The organism is Pseudomonas sp. KBS0710 (genome assembly GCF_005938045.2).
GTDB lineage: Bacteria > Pseudomonadota > Gammaproteobacteria > Pseudomonadales > Pseudomonadaceae > Aquipseudomonas.
Genome location: NZ_VCCF02000001.1, coordinates 1,894,629 through 1,914,296, shown reverse-complemented (window position 1 = coordinate 1,914,296; position 19,668 = coordinate 1,894,629). Strand labels below are relative to the sequence as shown.

At 59.8% G+C, this 19,668-nt stretch carries 21 protein-coding genes; 12 read left to right on the top strand and 9 right to left on the bottom strand.

From position 1 onward, the window contains the following. Window positions 1-30: 30 nt before the first annotated feature. Window positions 31-702 (bottom strand): DNA-3-methyladenine glycosylase I, encoded by a 672-nt coding sequence (locus FFI16_RS08985; protein WP_138814967.1) that lies wholly within the window; start codon window positions 700-702, stop codon window positions 31-33. Between the two features lie 67 nt (window positions 703-769). Continuing rightward, the gene (ttcA, locus tag FFI16_RS08980; RefSeq protein WP_138814966.1) at window positions 770-1,594 is read right to left on the bottom strand and encodes a tRNA 2-thiocytidine(32) synthetase TtcA; all 825 of its coding nucleotides are present in this window, start codon (window positions 1,592-1,594) and stop codon (window positions 770-772) included. 268 nt (window positions 1,595-1,862) lie between these two features. Between ttcA and FFI16_RS08975 the strand changes: the two genes are divergently transcribed. The 3 genes from FFI16_RS08975 to FFI16_RS08965 all read left to right on the top strand — a co-directional run bounded on the left by FFI16_RS08975 (window position 1,863) and on the right by FFI16_RS08965 (window position 4,524). Next, window positions 1,863-2,465 carry a Yip1 family protein gene (locus FFI16_RS08975; RefSeq protein ID WP_138814965.1) on the top strand — a complete coding sequence of 201 codons (603 nt, stop codon included), beginning with the start codon at window positions 1,863-1,865 and terminating at the stop codon, window positions 2,463-2,465. A gap of 127 nt (window positions 2,466-2,592) precedes the next feature. Further along, on the top strand, window positions 2,593-3,087 hold the full coding sequence (locus FFI16_RS08970) for a SprT family zinc-dependent metalloprotease (RefSeq protein ID WP_056861886.1): 495 nt from the start codon (window positions 2,593-2,595) through the stop codon (window positions 3,085-3,087). 258 nt (window positions 3,088-3,345) lie between these two features. Then, window positions 3,346-4,524, top strand: a complete 1,179-nt coding sequence (locus tag FFI16_RS08965; RefSeq protein ID WP_138814964.1) for an integrase core domain-containing protein — start codon at window positions 3,346-3,348, stop codon at window positions 4,522-4,524. Window positions 4,525-4,992: 468 nt separating this feature from the next. Here the strand turns inward: FFI16_RS08965 and FFI16_RS08955 are convergent, their stop codons facing one another. Further along, complete coding sequence (locus FFI16_RS08955) at window positions 4,993-6,168, bottom strand: CaiB/BaiF CoA-transferase family protein (RefSeq protein WP_138814963.1); 1,176 nt, start codon at window positions 6,166-6,168, stop codon at window positions 4,993-4,995. Between the two features lie 158 nt (window positions 6,169-6,326). Between FFI16_RS08955 and tusD the strand changes: the two genes are divergently transcribed. The 6 genes from tusD (at window position 6,327) to FFI16_RS08925 (ending at window position 9,763) form a co-directional block, all read left to right on the top strand. Beyond that, window positions 6,327-6,719: a sulfurtransferase complex subunit TusD gene (gene tusD, locus FFI16_RS08950; RefSeq protein WP_138814962.1), complete on the top strand. Its 393-nt coding sequence runs from the start codon at window positions 6,327-6,329 to the stop codon at window positions 6,717-6,719. 1 nt (window position 6,720) lies between these two features. Beyond that, window positions 6,721-7,071 (top strand): sulfurtransferase complex subunit TusC, encoded by a 351-nt coding sequence (gene tusC / locus FFI16_RS08945; protein WP_138814961.1) that lies wholly within the window; start codon window positions 6,721-6,723, stop codon window positions 7,069-7,071. Further along, window positions 7,071-7,349, top strand: a complete 279-nt coding sequence (tusB, locus tag FFI16_RS08940) for a sulfurtransferase complex subunit TusB (RefSeq protein WP_138814960.1) — start codon at window positions 7,071-7,073, stop codon at window positions 7,347-7,349. The genes tusC and tusB overlap by 1 nt, the downstream gene beginning before the upstream one ends. Next, window positions 7,346-7,681, top strand: coding sequence for a TusE/DsrC/DsvC family sulfur relay protein (locus FFI16_RS08935; RefSeq protein ID WP_138814959.1), 336 nt, complete (start codon window positions 7,346-7,348; stop codon window positions 7,679-7,681). The genes tusB and FFI16_RS08935 overlap by 4 nt, the downstream gene beginning before the upstream one ends. After that, complete coding sequence (locus tag FFI16_RS08930) at window positions 7,678-8,679, top strand: glycosyl transferase family protein (RefSeq protein ID WP_138814958.1); 1,002 nt, start codon at window positions 7,678-7,680, stop codon at window positions 8,677-8,679. Before FFI16_RS08935 ends, FFI16_RS08930 begins: the two co-directional genes overlap by 4 nt. Window positions 8,680-8,767: 88 nt before the next feature. Then, a complete protein-coding gene (locus tag FFI16_RS08925) occupies window positions 8,768-9,763 on the top strand; it encodes a glutathione S-transferase family protein (RefSeq protein WP_138814957.1) in 996 nt (331 codons plus the stop codon). 47 nt (window positions 9,764-9,810) lie between these two features. Here FFI16_RS08925 and cysG read toward each other — a convergent pair whose 3' ends face one another. Genes cysG through FFI16_RS08895 form a run of 6 tightly spaced genes read right to left on the bottom strand, consistent with a single transcriptional unit; the run spans window position 9,811 to window position 17,326 of the window. After that, the gene (gene cysG / locus FFI16_RS08920; protein ID WP_017137497.1) at window positions 9,811-11,205 is read right to left on the bottom strand and encodes a siroheme synthase CysG; all 1,395 of its coding nucleotides are present in this window, start codon (window positions 11,203-11,205) and stop codon (window positions 9,811-9,813) included. Beyond that, a complete protein-coding gene (serS, locus tag FFI16_RS08915) occupies window positions 11,206-12,486 on the bottom strand; it encodes a serine--tRNA ligase (protein WP_138814956.1) in 1,281 nt (426 codons plus the stop codon). 16 nt (window positions 12,487-12,502) lie between these two features. Further along, window positions 12,503-12,877: a fluoride efflux transporter CrcB gene (gene crcB, locus FFI16_RS08910; RefSeq protein WP_017137499.1), complete on the bottom strand. Its 375-nt coding sequence runs from the start codon at window positions 12,875-12,877 to the stop codon at window positions 12,503-12,505. Further along, window positions 12,877-14,199 (bottom strand): replication-associated recombination protein A, encoded by a 1,323-nt coding sequence (locus FFI16_RS08905; protein ID WP_138814955.1) that lies wholly within the window; start codon window positions 14,197-14,199, stop codon window positions 12,877-12,879. The genes crcB and FFI16_RS08905 overlap by 1 nt, the downstream gene beginning before the upstream one ends. Before the next feature lie 40 nt (window positions 14,200-14,239). Further along, complete coding sequence (lolA, locus tag FFI16_RS08900) at window positions 14,240-14,863, bottom strand: outer membrane lipoprotein chaperone LolA (protein ID WP_138814954.1); 624 nt, start codon at window positions 14,861-14,863, stop codon at window positions 14,240-14,242. Between the two features lie 54 nt (window positions 14,864-14,917). Beyond that, window positions 14,918-17,326 carry a DNA translocase FtsK gene (locus FFI16_RS08895; RefSeq protein WP_138814953.1) on the bottom strand — a complete coding sequence of 803 codons (2,409 nt, stop codon included), beginning with the start codon at window positions 17,324-17,326 and terminating at the stop codon, window positions 14,918-14,920. A gap of 495 nt (window positions 17,327-17,821) precedes the next feature. On the opposite strand from FFI16_RS08895, the gene aat reads away from it, so the two are divergent. The 3 genes from aat to infA all read left to right on the top strand — a co-directional run bounded on the left by aat (window position 17,822) and on the right by infA (window position 19,585). Beyond that, the gene (aat, locus tag FFI16_RS08890; protein ID WP_138814952.1) at window positions 17,822-18,502 is read left to right on the top strand and encodes a leucyl/phenylalanyl-tRNA--protein transferase; all 681 of its coding nucleotides are present in this window, start codon (window positions 17,822-17,824) and stop codon (window positions 18,500-18,502) included. 56 nt (window positions 18,503-18,558) lie between these two features. Next, window positions 18,559-19,266 carry an arginyltransferase gene (locus tag FFI16_RS08885; protein WP_017137504.1) on the top strand — a complete coding sequence of 236 codons (708 nt, stop codon included), beginning with the start codon at window positions 18,559-18,561 and terminating at the stop codon, window positions 19,264-19,266. A 100-nt stretch (window positions 19,267-19,366) separates the two neighbouring features. Then, window positions 19,367-19,585 carry a translation initiation factor IF-1 gene (gene infA, locus FFI16_RS08880; protein WP_002553999.1) on the top strand — a complete coding sequence of 73 codons (219 nt, stop codon included), beginning with the start codon at window positions 19,367-19,369 and terminating at the stop codon, window positions 19,583-19,585. Window positions 19,586-19,668: the final 83 nt, after the last annotated feature.

Genomic DNA, 19,668 nt, shown 5'->3' with positions numbered 1-19,668 from the left:
TGGCTTGCCTGCGATCGGATCAACTCAGTCTCAATGATTCACCGTGTAGGCCAGCATCATCGACAACTGGCACATCGGCCGCCCACTCTCGGCATGCCACTGGTTAAACGCGCCCTGCACCGTCGCCAAGTCCCGCAGGCTGGTCGGCGCCTTATCGACGATCTTCTGTGCATTCAACGCCGCCACCACGTCATCGCTCGGCACAAAAGTATCCTTGCCCACCATGCGCAAAAAGCGCGGCGCCGACAGCCCGCCCAACTGGTGGCCGTGCTTGCTCAGGTACTTCCACAAGCTGACGATATCGGTCACCGGCCAGTCGGCGATAAACGCGCCGAAGCTGCCTTTTTCCAGCTCGATGTCCAGGATCATCTGCGCGTTGCGCGGCACGCTTTTGAGCTTGCCCAGGTGGCGAATGATCCGCGTGTCCTGCATCAGGCGCTCCAGGTGCTCGGCCCCCATCAGCACGACTTTTTCCGGATCGAAGCCGAAGAACACCTGCTCAAACGCCGGCCATTTGGCATCCACCACGCTGTGCTTCAAGCCCGCGCGAAATACGCGCAGCGCCAGGGTCGACAGGTAGCGATCATCACTGATTTTGCGCAATTGCGCCGAGGTCTTGGGTACAGGCAGGTGGGCTTCCAGTTCGGCCGCTGAACCAAAGCGGTTCAGACAATATTCGTGCAGCCACTTGTAATCGCGCATGCCCTCTCCTGGCAGTTGAATGGAAAACGGCGCCCGTGAGCGCCGTCTTTCAGAGCGTTGAAACGTCTTAGAGGTTCACCACATTGACGAAGCGCGAAGCGGCGGTTTCGTCAATTTTGAGGCTGGTGAAGTCGAACAGGTTGCGGTCGGCCAACTGCGAAGGCTGCACGTTCTGCAGGCTGCGGAAGATGCTTTCGGTGCGGCCCGGGGTTTTGCGCTCCCAGTCCACCAGCATCTCCTTGACCACCTGGCGCTGCAGGTTTTCCTGGGAGCCGCACAGGTTGCACGGGATGATCGGGAATTGCTTGAAGTCGGAGTAAGCCTGGATGTCCTTCTCGTTGCAATACGCCAGCGGGCGGATCACCACGTTGCGCCCGTCGTCGGCGCGCAGTTTGGGCGGCATGGCCTTGAGCGAGCCGTTGAAAAACATATTGAGGAAGAAGGTCTCAACGATGTCATCACGGTGATGCCCCAAGGCCATCTTGGTCGCGCCGATCTCATCGGCAAAGGTGTAAAGCGTGCCGCGGCGCAGGCGTGAGCACAGTGAGCAGGTGGTTTTGCCCTCAGGGATCAGCTCCTTGACCACCGAGTAGGTATCTTTCTCGACGATGTGGTACTCCACGCCCAGCTCTTTGAGATAGGCCGGCAGCACGTGTTCGGGGAAGCCCGGTTGTTTCTGGTCCATGTTGACGGCGACGATCTGGAACTGGATCGGTGCGACCTTTTGCAGGTGCAGCAGCACGTCGAGCATGGTGTAGCTGTCTTTGCCGCCGGAGAGGCAGACCATGACCTTGTCGCCGTCCTCGATCATGTTGAAATCGGCGACCGCTTCCCCGGCCAGGCGACGCAGGCGTTTTTGCAGTTTGTTCTGGTTGACCGTAAGAGTGCCCATGGCGCTTGGATCCGCTAGAGGTGTGTGACGAAAAGCCGGGGATTTTACCGCTAAGACTGGCCGAGATCCAATGTGGGAGCCTGACAGACCTCACCGCGATTAGCGCCAGTGTTTACAGCGCAATTTGCTCTAAAGCCCTACAGTTTTTCCGGTCATCACTTCCTATACTGCGACGTAAGGTCGCACAACTATCCAGGACCTTATGTGGCCATTTGGCCCGTGGGCGCTCCGATGGGGGGCGATGGTAATAACGACAGGAGTGACTGGCATGATCCATCACGTCGTGGGGCTGTTTACCCATCCCGACCAGGAATGGCGGGAAATTCGTGGCGATAAGGAAGAAAGTATCGGCCACATGTACCTCACTCACACTTTGATTCTTGCGGCGATCCCCGCCGTCTCGGCCTTTATCGGCACCACCCAGGTCGGCTGGGTCATCGGCAGCCGCGCCCCGGTCATGTTGACCCAGGAAAGTGCGTTGTGGATGACCATCATGTCCTACGCGGCGATGCTCGGCGGCGTGGCGGTGATGGGTGCATTCATCCATTGGATGGCCCGCACCTACGACGCCAGCCCCAGCATGGCGCGCTGCGTCGCGTTTGCCACCTACACCGCGACCCCACTGTTTATCGGCGGGCTGGCGGCGCTCTATCCGCATATGTGGCTGGGCATGGTCGTGGGCACGGCGGCTATCTGTTACACGGTGTACTTGCTGTATGTGGGGCTGCCAACGTTTATGAACATCGACCCGGATGAGGGCTTCCTGTTTTCCAGCTCGGTACTGGCCGTGGGCCTGGTGGTACTGGTGGCAATCATGGCGTTTACCGTGATCGTCTGGGGGCTGGGCGTAGGCCCGATCTACACCAGCTAAGCGCATAAACCGCAGGCAAAGCCACCGCAAGGTGGCTTTGTGCGTTATGCATGACCATTCGGCGCCTGACAGATTCGGAAACACCTGCTTTTGCGGCATACTGGACGTCTCTGGAGATATGGTCAGCATGCCCGAGCAACTCAATACCCGCGTCGAAGATTGTTTCCTACAAGCCGAATCCTTTTTTAAACGAAGCTTCAAACGCCCCCAGGTCAGCCTCAAGCTGCGGGGCCAGAAGGCCGGTGTCGCGCATTTGCACGAGAACCTGCTGCGCTTCAACCCACAGTTGTACCGCGAAAACAGCCAACACTTCCTCAAGCAGACTGTGGCCCATGAGGTGGCGCACCTGATCGCCCACCAATTGTTTGGCGAGCGCATCCAGCCCCATGGCGAGGAATGGCAGTTGATCATGCGCGGGGTTTACGAACTGCCGCCGGATCGTTGCCACACTTACGAGATCAAGCGCCGCCAGGTGACCCGGTATATCTACCGTTGCCCGTGTGCCGACAGTGATTTCCCGTTTTCGGCCCAGAGGCATGGGTTGGTGAATCAGGGGCGGCGGTATTTGTGCAGGCGGTGTCGGCACACTTTGGTGTACACAGGGGAAACTCGGGTGGAGTGAGGGCCTTATCGCAGCATTGGCCTCTACACGAATATTGGCGTTTGGGGTGTAGGGCTGTTTTATCTTGGGAGGGGGCATATCCGTTATTTAGGTCACGGCGGCTTATGGTTCCGCCCTGACGGCGGGTCACTTTTTGAAGGACCAAAAAGGTAACCAAAAAGTCCTCGCGGTATGACTCACCCACATGGGTTACAAATCAGTTCACGCACATAGGTAACAGTTTTTAACTGGCAGGGTCGATTTCGTGAGGATCTGACCATGCCCTGGAAAGAGCTGAAACCTATGGACCTCAAAGTGATGTTTGTCGCTGAATATCTGACTGGAAAACACAGCCTTAGCCAGCTATGTCGAGACTATGAAATCAGCCGAAAGACCGGCTACAAGTGGGTCGAGCGATACAAAGCAGAAGGCCCCAGTGGGCTTGATGAGCGTAGTCGTCGTCGGCACCACCAGACTTATGTGGTGCCTTTGGCGGTAAAGCAGGCGATTATCGAACTTCGTTCTATAGGCGAGACAATCCCTGGTCCGAAAAAAATCCAGAGTGATTTGATAAAGCGTTTTCCGGGCCAGGATCCGCCCTCGAAAACGACTATTTATAACATCCTTAAAGCGGCTGATCTGATCACGTCGCGCCCCTTGCGGCCAAGAGTTGCTGTCTATCCAAAACCGTTACGCAAGGCAGATGTGCCTAATCAGCTTTTCAGTGCTGACTACAAAGGCCAGTACCTGACAGGCGCGGGCGTATGGTGTTATCCGCTAACAATCATGGACCATGCCAGTCGCTTCTTACTTGCCTGTCAGAGCATGCCCAGCACCAATTTCAAGGAGACCCAGGAGACGTTCGAACGGGTGTTTCGCGAGTATGGTTTGCCTGAGCGGATCCGTACTGACAACGGAGTGCCGTTTGCCAGCACAGGCCGTGGAGGGCTGTCACAGTTGTCGATCTGGTGGCTACGGCTGGGGATCATTCCAGAGCGTATCGAGCCCGGTCGGCCAGACCAAAATGGCCGGCACGAGCGTATGCACCGAACACTGAAAAGTACTTTGCCCAATCCACCTGCGGTTGCTTGGGAGTCTCAGCAGAAACACTTTGATCGTTTCATACAGCACTACAATTACGAGCGAGGGCATGAAGCGCTGAGCCAGAAAACACCGGCTTCATGCTATTCACCTTCACCTCGAGCCTATCCTGAGAAACTGCCGGAGATGGGTTATGCAAGTCATATTGAGTGTTACCGGACTGACTCAAACGGGATGATTTATCGGTCAGGTCTGCGGATTTATGTGGGGCATTTACTGAAATACCAGACTATTGGAATGGAGATGCTGAGCGACGATGTGTGGGCTGTTATTTTCGGCCCAGTGATCCTCGGTCAAGTGGATGCAAGAAAAGCAGACAAGGACGGCTATATTTCACTCAAAGTGTTACCTATGTGAATGCACTTTTGTGTAACCCATGTGGTTGTCCCGTACATCGCCCCACCACTCGGCACCTCGCCTAGGCTCGGTGTGCCCTCACTCCGGCTTGAATCCGTGGGCCGCCACGATGGGCCATCCTTGGCCCAGCGCGGCTAACCCGGCGTCCTGCCGGGTTACCCACGGATTCAAGCCTGCGTTCGGCCATCGTGGTTAACTGGGCGATTTCAGATCAAGATCAAGATCAAGATCTACAGCACGGCGGCCTGAAAGCCGACCTGAGTGGTTGGATCAAGAGCCAGATCAAGTGCAAAGCAACAGCCTATGTAGCTGATGCAACACGGTCTAAATGTGGGAGCAAGCCCGCACAGTTGACCGCATGCGGTTCTGAATATGAGGTCGGCTGCGGACTTGCATACACTGAATATCTGCTTTTCTGTGGGAGCTGGCTTGTCGGGTCGCCGCATCGCTGCGATGACACCAGATCAGTCACCCAACAACCTTGGCCCGCCGCAACTCAGCTATCCGCTGAGCACTAAACCCCAACCCCGCCAGCACCTCATCACTGTGCGCCCCCACAGCAGCGCCAATATGCCGAGGCGCTGGCAACCTCTCGGAAAACTTCAACGGACAGGCCAGTTGCGCCTGGCTCGTACCGTCACCCCGTGGCACCTGACTGACCAGCTCGCGCGCCTGCAACTGGGGATGCTCCAGCGCTTCGCTCAGGCTCAGCACCGGCTCAACACAGGCATCCACCCCGGCGAACAACTCACACAGCTCATCAAAGCTGCGCTTCTCAAACTCGACCTGCAGCGCCAGTTTCAGGGCTTTTTGCTGCTCGGGTTTCAGGCTTTGCATGGCCAGCTCCGGCCTTCCCAAGGTTTCGCACAATTGCCGCATAAACGCCGGCTCCAGGCTGCCCACCGACATCCAGCGCCCATCACGCGTGCGGTAGTAATCATAGAAACTGCCGCCGTTAAGTACATGGCTCTCCCACTCAGGCTCGACCCCACAGGCCAGGTAGCCCGCACCGGCCATGGCATTCAGGCTGAACGAGCAGTCGGTCATGCTCACATCCAGGTATTGGCCGACGCCACTGTGCTGGCGGGCAATCACGGCGGCGAGCAAGCCCACCACCGCGTGCAACGAACCACCACCGACATCCGCCAATTGCACGCCCAGCGGCAACGGACCACTGTCCTGGCGGCCGGTGTAACTGGCCACGCCGGCCAACGCGAGGTAGTTGATATCGTGCCCGGCGCGGTCTTTATAAGGCCCGGTCTGGCCGTAGCCGGTGATCGACACATAAATCAGCCTGGGGTTGAGCGCCTTCAGCGCCTCATACCCCAGGCCCAGGCGCTCCATTACTCCGGGCCGGAATTGCTCGAGGACAATGTCGTAGTCCTTGACCAGCTCACGCACAATCTCCAGCGCCTCGGCCTGCTTGAGGTCCAGTGCCAGGCTGCGCTTGTTGCGGTTGAGGTAGGCGTGGCTCGCCGAAGTCCCCTGATCATGGGGCGGCAGTACGCGCAACAGGTCCATGCGCGTGGGCGATTCGATACGCAGCACCTCGGCGCCCATGTCGGCCAGCAACAAAGACGCGAACGGGCCGGGCAGCAAGGTGGAAAAATCCAGCACTTTGAGGGACGCCAAGGGACCTGACATGGGGACTCCTTTTCTTCTTCGAATGGCCACAGCGTAGGCCGGGTCAGGCCCGACCGGCAATCGTCAGAACGATCAGCGACAGTGACCGTTTTGATCACGGCGGGCTTTTTCGCGGCAGCGGCTTTATCATTGGCCCACGTTTGCTTGCAGAGTGTTCCATGAAGTTTGCGATTGCAGTATTTTCCGCCGCCCATGCGCCCTCCTCGCGCCGCGCCTTGCTGTTCGCCCAGGCAGCGCTGGCCGGTGGGCATGAGATTGTGCGGCTGTTTTTTTATCAGGATGGCGTGTACAGCGCGTCCAATAACATCGTTGCGCCCCAGGATGAGCAAGACATTGCCCGCCAGTGGCGTGAGTTTGTCAGCCAGCATCAGCTCGACGGCGTGGTATGCATCGCCGCCGCCTTGCGCCGTGGCGTACTCAATACTGAGGAAGCCACGCGTTATCAACGCAGCGCGGTGAACCTCGACGCGCCGTGGGCGTTGTCGGGCCTGGGGCAATTGCATGACGCCATCCAGGCTGCCGACCGCCTGATCTGCTTTGGAGGGCCGTGATATGGCCAAGTCTTTACTGGTGATCAGCCGCCAGGCACCGTGGTCCGGGCCAAGTGCGCGCGAAGCGCTGGATATCGTATTGGCCGGTGGCGCTTTTGATCTGCCGATTGGCCTGCTGTTTATGGACGATGGCGTGTTCCAGCTGGCAACGCATCAGGACGCCAAGGCCGTGCAGCAAAAAGACCTCAGCGCCAACCTGCAGGCGTTGGGCCTGTTCGGCATTGATGAGGTGTTTGCGTGCAGCCATAGCCTTGCCGAACGCAGCCTCGCAACACCTGCCAGCGCACAGGCACTGGACAGCGCCGCGATCGCCCAACTGATTGACCGTTATGACCAGGTGATGACCCTCTGATGTCGACTTTGCATGTGGTATCTCACTCCCCGTTTACCGATGGCCGCCTGGCCAGTTGCCTGCGCGTGTGCGGCGCCGAAGACGCCATCCTGCTGTGTGGCGACGGCGCCTACGGCCTGCACAACGCCGCCCTGCAAACCCAGGGCGTAAAGGTCTTTGTACTGGCCGAGGACATGCAGGCACGCAACCTGCCCCTGCCGGACTGGGCCGACAGCGTCGACTACCCAGGGTTTGTGCAGCTGTCGATCGACTACGACAAGGTCAACACCTGGCTATGAACACCCTGACCGTAGGCGAACGCACGCTTGAGCTGGATAAGGACGGCTACCTCGTCGACCTGAATGACTGGTCCGTCGACGTGGCCAATGCCCTGGCCGCCGCCGAACCCTTGGCATTGACCGCCGACCATTGGGAAATCCTCGAACTGCTGCGCGGGTTCTACGCAGAATTTCAGCTGTCCCCGGCCACGCGCCCGCTGATCAAGTACACCGCTTTAAAGCTCGGCCCGGACAAGGGCAACAGCCTGCACCTCAACAAACTCTTCAATGGCACCCCCGCCAAACTTGCCGCCAAGCTGGCGGGCCTGCCCAGGCCGACGAATTGCTTATGACCGACTTTGCCCCGCTGACCCTTGAAACCCCCGCCGAGCACCCGTTTGCACAGTTCGTGCGCATCCTGGGCAAAGGCAAGCGCGGCGCGCGCAACCTCACCCGTGAGGAAGCCCGCGAAGCCATGGGCATGCTGCTCGACGAAAAAGTCGAAGACACCCAGCTCGGCGCCTTCCTGATGCTGTTGCGTCACAAGGAAGAAAGCCCGGAAGAACTCGCCGGTTTCACCGAGGCGGTGCGCGAACGCTTGAATGCGCCCACGCTGAATGTGGACATCGACTGGCCGACCTACGCCGGTAAAAAACGCCACCTGCCGTGGTACCTGCTGGCGGCCAAGTGCCTGGCGCAAAACGGCGTGCGCATCCTGATGCACGGCGGCGGCGCCCATACGGCGGGTCGCTTGTACACCGAGCAACTGTTGCAAGGCCTGCAAATCCCGCTGTGTCGAAATTGGCAACAGGTCGAGACGGCGTTTGAGCACGGCAACCTGGCGTTTATCCCGCTGGGTGACTGGGCGCCACAACTGCAACGCATGATCGACTTGCGCAACACCCTGGGCCTGCGCTCACCGATTCACTCGCTGGCGCGCCTGCTCAACCCGCTGAGCGCGCGTTGCGGCCTGCAAAGCATTTTCCACCCCGGTTACCAGGGCGTGCACCGCGATGCCAGCGGCCTGCTGGGCGATAATGTGATTGTGGTGAAGGGTGATGGCGGCGAAGTCGAGATCAACCCCGACACCCTCAGCCATCTGTACGGCACCACCGGCGGCCAGAGCTGGGACGAAGAGTGGCCCGCCCTCTCCGCCCAGCGCCACGTCAAACCGGCCAGCCTGGAACCCGAGCATCTAAAAGCCTTGTGGCGCGGTGACGTCGAGGACAGTTACCCGCAGCTCGCGCTGATCGCGACCATGGCCCTGGCCCTGCGCGGCCTCGGCCACTCACGGGAACAGGCGTTCGAATTGGCCCAGCAATACTGGGAGGCGCGGGATAAATCGATTTAATCGATCATTCGTGCCCGGTCTTTGCGCTTTTAGTTCGAACTCATCCCTTTAGACTGGGCTCCAACGCTTATTAGCCAAGGAGCCAGTCATGGGTTTGCTGATCGAAGGACACTGGAAAGACCAGTGGTACGAAAGTAGCGCAGACGGCGCATTCCAGCGCGAGCAGGCGCAACGCCGCAACTGGGTGACCGCCGATGGCGAGCCTGGCCCCAGCGGCGACGGCGGTTTCAAGGCCGAAGCCGGTCGTTACCACCTGTATGTGTCCCTGGCTTGCCCGTGGGCCCATCGCACACTGATCCTGCGCAAACTCAAGGGTTTGGAAAGCTTGATCGACGTGTCCGTGGTCAGTTGGCTCATGCTGGAAAACGGCTGGACCTTCGACAAGGCCCACGGCTCCACCGGTGACAAGCTCGACGGTTTCGACTTCATGCACCAGCGCTACACCGCAGACACCGCCGATTACACCGGGCGTGTCACCGTGCCGGTACTGTGGGACAAAAAGCTGCAGCGCATCGTCAGCAATGAATCGGCAGAGATCATCCGCATGTTCAACAGCGCGTTTAACGGGCTGACCGGCAATACCCTGGATTTCTACCCCGAAGCCCTGCGCCCGACGATCGATACGCTGAACGAGCGTATCTACCCCGCCGTAAACAATGGCGTGTACCGCGCAGGTTTTGCCACCTCGCAGCAGGCGTATGAGAGTGCGTTTGATGATGTGTTTGCCGAACTGGACCACTTGGAACAGCACCTGGCTGAGCAGCGCTACCTGGCCGGTGAATACCTGACCGAAGCCGATGTGCGGCTGTTCACCACGCTGATTCGCTTTGATGCGGTGTATTACAGCCACTTCAAATGCAACCTGCGGCGGATTGCCGACTATCCGAATTTGTCGAACTGGCTAAGGGAGCTGTATCAGTGGCCAGGCGTGGCCGAGACGGTGGATTTTGTGCATATCAAGGGGCACTACTATGCGAGCCATCGCACGATCAACCCGACCGGGATTGTGCCGAAGGGGCCGTTGCAGAGGTTTGATGCCGAGCATGATAGGGCGCGATTGACCGGCAAAGGTGTCTGGAACTGAGAACATCTTGTGGAGAGGGAGCAAGCTCCCTCTCCACAAGAACAGTGTTAAACCTGGGATTGCGCGCCTTCAAACCATTTGAGTTTCTCGCGCAACACCACCACTTCACCGACGATCACCAGTGTCGGCGCATGCACTTCATGCTCCGCCACCATGCGCGGCAAGTCCGCCAGGGTGCCGGTAAACACGCGCTGGTTGGACGTGGTGCCCTGCTGGATCAACGCCGCCGGTGTATCCGCCGCGCGCCCGTGCTTGATCAGTTGCTCACAGATAATCGGCAAGCCGATCAGACCCATGTAGAACACCAACGTTTGCGACGGCCCTACCAGGTCATGCCAGGGCAGGTCCGAAGTCCCGTTCTTTAAATGCCCGGTGATAAAGCGCACCGACTGCGCATAGTCACGATGCGTCAGCGGAATCCCCGCATACGCCGCGCAACCACTGGCCGCCGTAATCCCCGGCACCACCTGGAACGGAATGCCATGGGCCGCCAGTTCCTCGATCTCTTCGCCGCCACGGCCGAAGATGAACGGATCGCCACCCTTAAGTCGCAGCACACGCTTGCCCTGCTTGGCCAGATCCACCAGTTGCTGGTTGATCTGATCCTGCGGCACGGCATGGTCGGCGCGACGTTTGCCGACATAGATACGCTCGGCGTCACGGCGGCACAGTTCAAGAATCGCCGGGGCCACCAGGCGGTCATACAGCACCACATCGGCTTGCTGCATCAGGCGCAAGGCGCGGAAGGTCAGCAGGTCCGGATCACCTGGGCCTGCCCCCACCAGATAAACTTCGCCCGGCGCATACGGCGGCGCGCCGTTGACCTTCTCGATCAACAGACGCTCAGCTTCATCGCCCTGCCCGGCCAATTGACGGTCGGCGATCGGGCCTTGGAAAACCTCTTCCCAAAATGCACGACGCTGCTGCACATCCGGGTACAAACCTTTGACCTGGGCGCGAAACCGCGCCGCCAAACCGGCCAATTGGCCATAGGTCGACGGAATCCAGGTTTCCAGCTTGGCGCGGATCAAGCGCGCCAGCACCGGCGCATCGCCGCCACTGGACACCGCAATCACCAAGGGTGAACGGTCGACAATCGCCGGGAAGATCACGCTGCACAAGGCGGGCGCATCCACCACGTTGACAGGCACGCACCGGCGCTTGGCATCGCTGGACACTTGCGCGTTCAGCGGTTCGTCGTCCGTGGCCGCGATAATCAGCACGCAACCGTCAAGGTCAGCCTCCTGATAACCGCGCAAAATCAGGTCCCCGCCACTGCCCAGCACCAGCTCTCGCAACTGGTCTTCGATCTGGGGAGCAACCACCCGCAGCAACGCACCGGCGTCGGCCAGCAGCCGGGATTTGCGCAAGGCAATTTCCCCGCCACCGACGACCAACACACGACTGCCGCGCAGGTTATGAAACAGCGGCAGAAATTCCATTTAGCCGATGACCTCAACGCCGCCCATGTACGGCTTGAGCACGTCCGGCACGCGGATAGAACCGTCGGCCTGCTGGTAGTTTTCCAACACGGCCACCAGGGTACGGCCTACGGCCAGGCCCGAACCGTTGAGGGTGTGGACCAGTTCCGGCTTGCCGGTTTCCGGGTTACGGAAACGCGCCTGCATGCGACGGGCCTGGAAATCACCGCAGTTGGAGCACGACGAAATTTCGCGGTACTTGTCCTGGCTTGGCACCCACACTTCGAGGTCGTAGGTCTTCACGGCACTGAACCCCATGTCGCCGGTGCAGAGCGCCAGTACGCGGTACGGCAGTTCCAGCAGTTGCAGGACGCGCTCGGCGTTGGCGGTCAGGCCTTCCAGGGCTTCCATGGACGTCGACGGCTCTACAACCTGCACCATCTCCACCTTGTCGAACTGGTGCTGACGGATCATGCCGCGCGTGTCACGCCCCGAGGCACCGGCTTCGCTACGGAAGCACGGGCTGTGGGCCACGAACTTGATCGGCAGCTGCTTGGCATCGAGAATTTCGCCAGCGACGATGTTGGTCAGCGACACTTCGGCAGTCGGGATCAGGTACAGGTCGGCTTCGCCGTCGCGGCTGATCTTGAACAGGTCTTCTTCGAACTTCGGCAGCTGGCTGGTGCCCATCAGCGCCGGCGCCTGCACCAGATACGGCGTGTAGGCTTCTTCGTAGCCGTGTTCAGCGGTGTGCAGGTTGATCATGAACTGCGCCAGGGCACGGTGCATGCGCGCGATCGGGCCGCGCAGCAGAGCAAAGCGTGCGCCGGACATTTTGGCGGCGGTTTCGAAATCCAGGCCGCCGGTCAGTTCGCCCAACGCAACGTGATCCTTGATCTCGAAATCAAAGGCTTTTGGCGTGCCCCAACGGCGCACTTCGACGTTGCCGTCTTCGTCTTCACCAATCGGCACCGATTCGTGCGGAATATTCGGGATGCCCAGCAGGATCGAATCCAGCTCGGTCTGAATGCCTTCCAGCTCGACCTTGCCGTCGGACAGCTCGGTGCCCATGCGCTCGACGTCCGCCATCAACGGCGCGATGTCTTCGCCACGCTGCTTGGCCTGACCGATGGATTTGGAACGCGCATTACGCTCAGCCTGCAGTGCTTCGGTGCGGGTCTGGACGGTCTTGCGCTGTTCTTCCAGCGCTTCGATGCGCGCAACATCCAAGGCGAAGCCACGGGATGCCAGGCGGTCCGCTACGTCCTGAAGGTTGCTACGTAACAGTTTGGAATCGAGCATGTCGGTCTCTCGTTTATCAAAGTTTGGTCAAGGACAGGCCAGCCCAGGTGGCGAGCAGCCCGCCGAACACGCTGATGCCCAGGTAACCGAAGGCTACCAACGCTTGCCCGCTTTCCAGCAGGCGCACCGTATCCAGTGAAAAGGATGAAAAGGTCGTAAGACCGCCTACAAAGCCGACAATCAAGCCGGCGCGAACCTCAATCGGCACTTCGGGGCGCAACAGGAACCAGCCGTACAACAGGCCGATTATCAGGCAACCCACCAGATTGACCGCCAGGGTCGCCGCGTAAAAGTGCTTTGGCCAGTTAGCGCTGACCCAAGTGCCCGTGGCGAAACGCAATAATGTACCAGCGATGCCCGCGGCGGACACGGCAAGAATGGTCTTGAGCACTATTTTCTCCGCTGTTTTGGGCTGAGGCGGTCGAGTTGGGCCAGGTGATTGAGCTTTTCACCTATTTTCAGCTCCAGGCCACGGGGCACCGGCTGATAAAGCGGCAAGGGCTCAAGCTCATCGGGGAAGTAGTCTTCGCCGGCCGCGTAGGCGTCCGGCTCATCGTGGGCGTAGCGGTATTCGTCGCCATAACCCAACTGTTTCATCAGCTTGGTGGGCGCGTTGCGCAGGTGCATCGGCACTTCGAGGGAGCCGTATTCGGCAGCGGCGCGCAGGGCGGATTTGAAGCCCATGTACACCGCGTTGCTTTTTGGCGCGCAGGCCAGGTAAGTGATGGCCTGGGCCACGGCCAACTCGCCTTCCGGGCTGCCCAGGCGCTCCTGCACATCCCAGGCCGCCAGGCACAGGCTCAGGGCGCGCGGGTCGGCGTTGCCGATGTCTTCGCTGGCCATGCGCACCACGCGGCGCGCCAGGTACAGCGGGTCGCAGCCGCCGTCGATCATGCGCGCAAACCAGTACAACGCGCCGTCGGGGTTGGAGCCGCGCACGGATTTGTGCAGTGCCGAGATCTGGTCGTAGAAGGCTTCGCCGCCCTTGTCGAAACGACGGCGCGTGTCGCCGAGCAGGCTTTGCAGCAGGTCGACGCCAATCTCGTGGCCGTCTTCGGCCAAGTCTGAGGCGTTCTCCAGCAGGTTCAGAAAGCGCCGGCCATCGCCATCGGCGGCGGCCAGCAGAATCTTGAAACCTTCATCGCTGACACTCAGCTGGCGCTTGCCCAAGCCCTTGTCTTCGCTCAAAGCCCGATGCAGCAGCTTTTGCATCGCTGCTTCGTCCAGGCTCTTGAGCACATAGACACGCGCTCGCGAGAGCAAGGCGTTGTTGAGTTCGAACGAAGGGTTTTCGGTGGTCGCGCCAATGAAAATCAGCGTGCCATCTTCGACGTACGGCAAAAACGCGTCCTGCTGCGACTTGTTGAAGCGATGCACTTCGTCGACGAACAGGATGGTGCGCTTGCCGTATTGCCCGGCTTGCTGCTTGGCGACTTCTACCGCCTGGCGAATTTCTTTGACTCCGGCCAGCACCGCCGAGACTGTTTCGAAGTGTGCGTCCGAGACTTTCGCCAGCAGCCGCGCCAGGGTGGTTTTACCCACGCCCGGCGGCCCCCAGAAAATCATCGAGTGCAGCGCACCCTGCTCCAGGGCTTCGCGCAGAGGCTTGCCGCGAGCGAGCAGGTGTTCCTGCCCGACGTACTCATCCAGGTTGGTCGAGCGCAAACGCGCCGCCAGCGGCTGAGCAATCGGGTCACTTCGAAACAAATCCATGGGCAGCGTTTGAAACCTCTAGACAGGTTATTCCTGGTTCTTATTCCTGGATCACGTCGGCACCCTTGGGGATGACGAACTTGAACTTGGATGGGTCTACTGGCTGGTTAGCCTTGACGCCGGAGAACAGGATATCGGTGCGTTGGCCGACACTGTCGATCAGGCGCATGTTGTTGATCACGCCATTGCCGAACGACAGGTTCAGGCTGTCAAACAGGGTGTCCTTGGATTTGGGCTTGAGGGTGAACTCGATCACGTTGCTGGTTTGCTTGGAGGTGATATCGAAGCTGTCGTTGATCTTCGACACATCGCCCGACAGCAGCAGCGCCGGCGTCTGGTTCAAGCGCGGGTCGAGCTTCTTGATGGTGGCCTGTTCCAGGTCCGGATCCCACAGGGTGACCTTCTGACCATCGGAAACGATGGTCTGCTCGGCCTTGCCTTCGGTGTGCCAGTAGAACAGCCCAGGACGCTGCACGGCCATTTCGCCTTCGGTCTGCTGCAACTGCGTGCCGCCGGCATCCAGGGTCAACTGTGAGAAGCGCGCGGTCAGGGTCTTGGATTTGTCCAACAGGTTGGTCAGGCTGGCCACGGAGGCCGGATCAGCGTGGGCCGAAACGGCAGTCAAGGCCAGTGCCGGCAACAACAGCATGCGGATAAAGCGCATGGGAATCCTCATTGAGTAGTCAGGGCGAGCCGCGTGCTGCCACGCGGCACGGGGTCAGTCGCGCATCTGCCCGGGGGCGATGACTTCGCGCGAACCGTTGGTGTTCATTGGGGTGACGACGCCCGCATTTTCCATCGACTCGATCATGCGCGCGGCGCGGTTGTAGCCAATTTTCAGCTTGCGCTGCACCGCAGAGATCGAGGCGCGGCGGCTTTCGAGTACAAAGGCCACGGCTTCGTCGTACAGGGCGTCGGTTTCAGCATCATCGTCGCCACCACCACTGCCGCCGTCGAAGCCGCTGCCGGCCTCTTCCACGCCCGCGAGGATGTCGTCGTTGTATTCCGGCGCGCCACGCAGTTTCCAGGCTTCGACCACGCGATGCACTTCGTCATCGGACACAAACGCGCCGTGTACCCGAATCGGCAGGCTGGTACCGGGCGGCATGTACAGCATGTCACCGTGGCCGAGCAATTGCTCGGCGCCGCCCTGGTCGATGATGGTACGCGAGTCGATCTTGCTGGAAACCTGGAACGCCATCCGCGTTGGAATGTTGGCCTTGATCAAGCCGGTGATCACATCCACCGACGGCCGCTGGGTCGCGAGGATCAAGTGAATACCGGCCGCACGGGCCTTTTGGGCGATACGCGCGATCAGTTCTTCAACCTTCTTGCCGACGATCATCATCATGTCGGCAAACTCGTCGACCACCACCACGATGGTCGGCAGCTTGGTCAGCAGCGGCGCTTCGTCGTGGATGCTTTCGCGCTTGTACAGTGGGTCGGTCAGCGGTGTGCCGGCGTCCTGGGCTTCCTTGACCTTGGCATTGAAGCCCGACAGGTTTCGCACGCCCATCTTCGCCATCAGCTTGTAGCGGCGCTCCATCTCGGCGACGCTCCAGCGCAGGGCGTTGGCGGCGTCCTTCATGTCGGTCACCACCGGGCACAGCAGGTGCGGGATGCCTTCGTAGATCGACAATTCGAGCATCTTCGGGTCGATCATGATCAGCTTGGCGTCATCCGGGCCGGACTTGAACAGGATCGACAGGATCATCGCGTTCACGCCCACCGACTTACCGGAACCGGTGGTACCGGCCACCAGCAGGTGTGGCATTTTCGCCAGGTCGGTGATCACCGGCTTGCCACCGATGTCATGGCCGAGGGCCAGGGTGACCGGCGATTTGAAGTTGTCGTATTCCGGCGTCGACAGCACTTCGGAGAAGCGCACGATCTGGCGGTCTTCGTTGGGAATCTCGATGCCGACGGTGGTCTTGCCCGGGATCACTTCCACCACACGCACACTGGTTACGGCCAGGGAACGGGCCAAGTCTTTGGCCAGGTTGGAGATACGGCTGACCTTGACGCCGGCGGCAGGCTGGATTTCGTAACGGGTAATCACCGGGCCTGGGTGGATAGAATCTACCGAGACTTCGACGCCGAATTCCTTGAGCTTGATTTCCAGCAGATGCCCAACCGCCGCCAGGGACTCCGGGGAATAATTGAGTTGTTTCTTTTCGGCCGGGTCGAGAATCGAGATCGGCGGCAGAGTGCCTTCGACGGCGCTGTCGACAAACAACGGCGCCTGCTTCTCTTTCTGCACACGATGGCTCGGCTCCGGCGCCTTGGGCGGTGCCGGGGCAATCACCGGCGGCACCTGCTTCTCGCGGTCCGACATGTGCTTGCTCAGGGCCTGCTCGCGCTCGATCAAGCGTTCCTTGACCTTGGCCTGCTCACGGCGGTCCGGCGTACTCGGGGCCACCACTTCGTTCACGCGAGTGTCTACCTCACGCAGTTGCGCGACCATGCGTTTGCGATCAACACGGGCCGACCACCAACGGTTGGCGGCGCCCTGGAACAATTCGAGCAGGTCGAGGGTGATCTTGCCGGTCACGTCCATCACCTTGAACCACGACAGGTCGGTGAACACGGTGAGGCCGAACAGGAACAGCGCGATAAACATCAAGGTGCTGCCCTGGATGTTCAGAGTCTTGCGCGCCAGGTCGCCGAGGCTTTCGCCCAACGCCCCGCCCGCGCCCGCCGGCAGGCCGGTAGGTGCATGAAAATGGATATGCGCCAGCGCCGCGCCGGACAACACCAGAAACACCAGGCCGATCAGGCGCCAGGAGAACAACCAGCCGCTCCACTGCCACGGTTCGTGACGCTGGCGGAAGATCTGCCAGGTCTTGATCGCCAGCAACAGCGGGAAGATATACGCAAAGTAACCCAGCACCATAAACAGGATATCGGCGCTGTAGGAACCGGCGGGGCCGCCGAAGTTCTGCACGTCTTCGATCTTGCTGTTGTGGCTCCAGCCCGGATCGTCCTTGCCATAGGTGAGCAAGGCCATCATCAGGAACAGGCACAGGGCGCCGATAGCGATCAGCGCGCCTTCCTTGAGTCGGTAATGCAGGTGCTGACGCCAGGCCGGCACGACTGCTGCTTTAGGTGTTGCGGCGGATTTCTTCAAAACGGGTCTATTCCTGCGCCTTTAGCGCGTCCATCTGTTGAATGACTGCACACTGCTCAATCCGAGCAGCTGAAAAATGAACGAATGTCGCTGAAACTACTTTTAACATTGGGTGATGAACAGGTGAAAGGGCGATAACGCCACAATGCCCGCATTGTACGGGTTTGCGTCGGCGATGCCACGTACTTGCCCTCACCCGGAGGCCTGGACAGAGGCTGTGTCACAGCCGGTTCAATTTGAGCATGCATTGTCTTTGCTGACAAAGGCTTATGCGCTGTTTTTATCAAAGTAGACAAGCTTGGCAATTGGCCTGCATCGCCCAGACCCGATTACGACCGCGCCTGCGGGGCAGAGTTGCAGAAACACCCGTTAACGCTATTGCACGCCGATGCCCGATTCGGGCTGGCCCCACAGCGCCTTGTCGACAATAATCACCCCCACATGTGGCAGGCGTCATACCTGCCACTCCCCTCCCCTACCGTAAGCCTGGATGCCATGCTGACCTGGTTGCAACGCGATTCCCTGACTTTCCCGCCGCTGGCCAAAGCCATGCGCGAACCCAATGGCCTGCTGGCCGCCGGTGGCGACCTGTCGGCCGAACGACTGATCCAGGCCTACCGCCATGGCTGCTTCCCGTGGTTCTCCGATGGCCAGCCGATCCTCTGGTGGTCGCCAGACCCGCGCACAGTGATATTCCCCGACGAGCTGCACGTGTCACGCAGCCTGGGCAAACTGTTGCGCCAGCAGCGTTATAGCGTGACCTTTGACCAGGACTTCGCCGCCGTCATCCAGGCATGCGCTGCGCCGCGCGCTTATGCAGATGGCACCTGGATCACCGAAGGTATCCAAAGCGCCTACCTGGAGCTGCACCAGCGCGGCTACGCGCACTCCGTCGAAGTGTGGGATGACGGCAAGTTGGTCGGCGGCCTGTATGGCCTGGCAATGGGCCAGTTGTTTTTTGGCGAATCGATGTTCAGTCGCGCCGACAATGCCTCCAAGTTCGGCTTTGCCACGCTGACCCGCCAGTTGCTGGCCTGGGGTTTTGTCCTGATCGACTGCCAGATGCCCAATGACCACCTGCACAGCCTCGGCGCCCGCGCCATACCACGCAGTGAATTTGCCGGCTTCCTGCGTAACCATTTAGACCAACCCAGCTCTGGCCCGTGGGTTTCCTAGGCGACTTCCTCGTACCTGGCTTACACTTATTTCAAAGCTTATCCCGAGGGTTGATCATGACCGAGCTGGCGCGCTTGAAGTTTTATGCCACTCAAGCCCACTCTTGCAGCTATCTGCCCGACGAGCAGGCCACCACACTGTTCCTCGACCCCAGCCAGCCGATGGACGTGCATGTGTATGCCGACCTCTCAGAGATGGGTTTTCGGCGCAGCGGCGATCATCTGTACCGGCCCCATTGCCAGAATTGCAATGCGTGCGTGCCTGCGCGCATCCCGGTTGCGCAGTTTTTGCCGGACCGCAACCAGAAACGCATCCTCAAACGTAACGCCGACCTGACGGTCACGGCCACCAAGCCGCAGTACAGCGAAGAGTATTTCGATCTTTACCAGCGCTATATCGAACAACGCCATGCGGACGGCGATATGTTCCCGCCCAGCCGCGATCAGTTTTCGACCTTCCTGGTGCGCGACCTGCCCTTCTCGCGTTTCTATGAGTTCCGCCTGGACGGCCGCCTGTTGGCGGTGGCGGTGACCGACCTGCTGCCCAACGGCCTGTCGGCGGTCTACACCTTCTACGAGCCGGCCGAAGAACGCCGCAGCCTTGGGCGCTTTGCGATTTTGTGGCAAATCGGTGAAGCCGCGCGCCTGGAACTGGAAGCGGTGTACCTCGGATACTGGATCAAGAACTGCAAAAAGATGAACTACAAGACCCAATATCGGCCCATTGAGCTACTGATTAATCAAAGATGGGTAACGCTTAACTAGAACCCCTTGGCTTAAACACCCTTTTTCGGGCACAATGCACGCCGCTTTTGCCTGGCGCAGTTGCACCGGGCCATTCACTGGATACCGAGGGCTTTACTGCATGTCGAAAGAAGACAGCTTCGAAATGGAAGGCACTGTCGTCGACACCCTGCCCAACACCATGTTTCGTGTGGAGTTGGAAAATGGGCACGTCGTAACCGCGCATATCTCCGGCAAGATGCGCAAGAACTACATTCGTATTCTTACCGGTGACAAAGTGCGCGTCGAGCTGACGCCCTATGACTTGAGCAAAGGGCGCATCACTTACCGCGCTCGTTAAGCAAGTCAATACAAAACGCCCGGTTATGCCGGGCGTTTTTGTGTGTGCGCGATTTATCCAACACCCCAAATACTTGTGGGAGC

Coding starts and splice junctions, on each gene's coding strand:
- tusB (WP_138814960.1), top strand. CDS start 7,071: ATGTCGACTTTGCATGTGGTATCTCACTCCCCGTTTACCGATGGCCGC.
- infA (WP_002553999.1), top strand. CDS start 19,367: ATGTCGAAAGAAGACAGCTTCGAAATGGAAGGCACTGTCGTCGACACC.
- lolA (WP_138814954.1), bottom strand. CDS start 14,863: ATGCGCTTTATCCGCATGCTGTTGTTGCCGGCACTGGCCTTGACTGCC.
- FFI16_RS08965 (WP_138814964.1), top strand. CDS start 3,346: ATGCCCTGGAAAGAGCTGAAACCTATGGACCTCAAAGTGATGTTTGTC.
- FFI16_RS08975 (WP_138814965.1), top strand. CDS start 1,863: ATGATCCATCACGTCGTGGGGCTGTTTACCCATCCCGACCAGGAATGG.
- FFI16_RS08985 (WP_138814967.1), bottom strand. CDS start 702: ATGCGCGATTACAAGTGGCTGCACGAATATTGTCTGAACCGCTTTGGT.
- FFI16_RS08905 (WP_138814955.1), bottom strand. CDS start 14,199: ATGGATTTGTTTCGAAGTGACCCGATTGCTCAGCCGCTGGCGGCGCGT.
- FFI16_RS08925 (WP_138814957.1), top strand. CDS start 8,768: ATGGGTTTGCTGATCGAAGGACACTGGAAAGACCAGTGGTACGAAAGT.
- tusD (WP_138814962.1), top strand. CDS start 6,327: ATGAAGTTTGCGATTGCAGTATTTTCCGCCGCCCATGCGCCCTCCTCG.
- FFI16_RS08935 (WP_138814959.1), top strand. CDS start 7,346: ATGAACACCCTGACCGTAGGCGAACGCACGCTTGAGCTGGATAAGGAC.
- FFI16_RS08930 (WP_138814958.1), top strand. CDS start 7,678: ATGACCGACTTTGCCCCGCTGACCCTTGAAACCCCCGCCGAGCACCCG.
- FFI16_RS08955 (WP_138814963.1), bottom strand. CDS start 6,168: ATGTCAGGTCCCTTGGCGTCCCTCAAAGTGCTGGATTTTTCCACCTTG.
- cysG (WP_017137497.1), bottom strand. CDS start 11,205: ATGGAATTTCTGCCGCTGTTTCATAACCTGCGCGGCAGTCGTGTGTTG.
- aat (WP_138814952.1), top strand. CDS start 17,822: ATGCTGACCTGGTTGCAACGCGATTCCCTGACTTTCCCGCCGCTGGCC.
- FFI16_RS08885 (WP_017137504.1), top strand. CDS start 18,559: ATGACCGAGCTGGCGCGCTTGAAGTTTTATGCCACTCAAGCCCACTCT.
- tusC (WP_138814961.1), top strand. CDS start 6,721: ATGGCCAAGTCTTTACTGGTGATCAGCCGCCAGGCACCGTGGTCCGGG.
- ttcA (WP_138814966.1), bottom strand. CDS start 1,594: ATGGGCACTCTTACGGTCAACCAGAACAAACTGCAAAAACGCCTGCGT.
- serS (WP_138814956.1), bottom strand. CDS start 12,486: ATGCTCGATTCCAAACTGTTACGTAGCAACCTTCAGGACGTAGCGGAC.
- FFI16_RS08970 (WP_056861886.1), top strand. CDS start 2,593: ATGCCCGAGCAACTCAATACCCGCGTCGAAGATTGTTTCCTACAAGCC.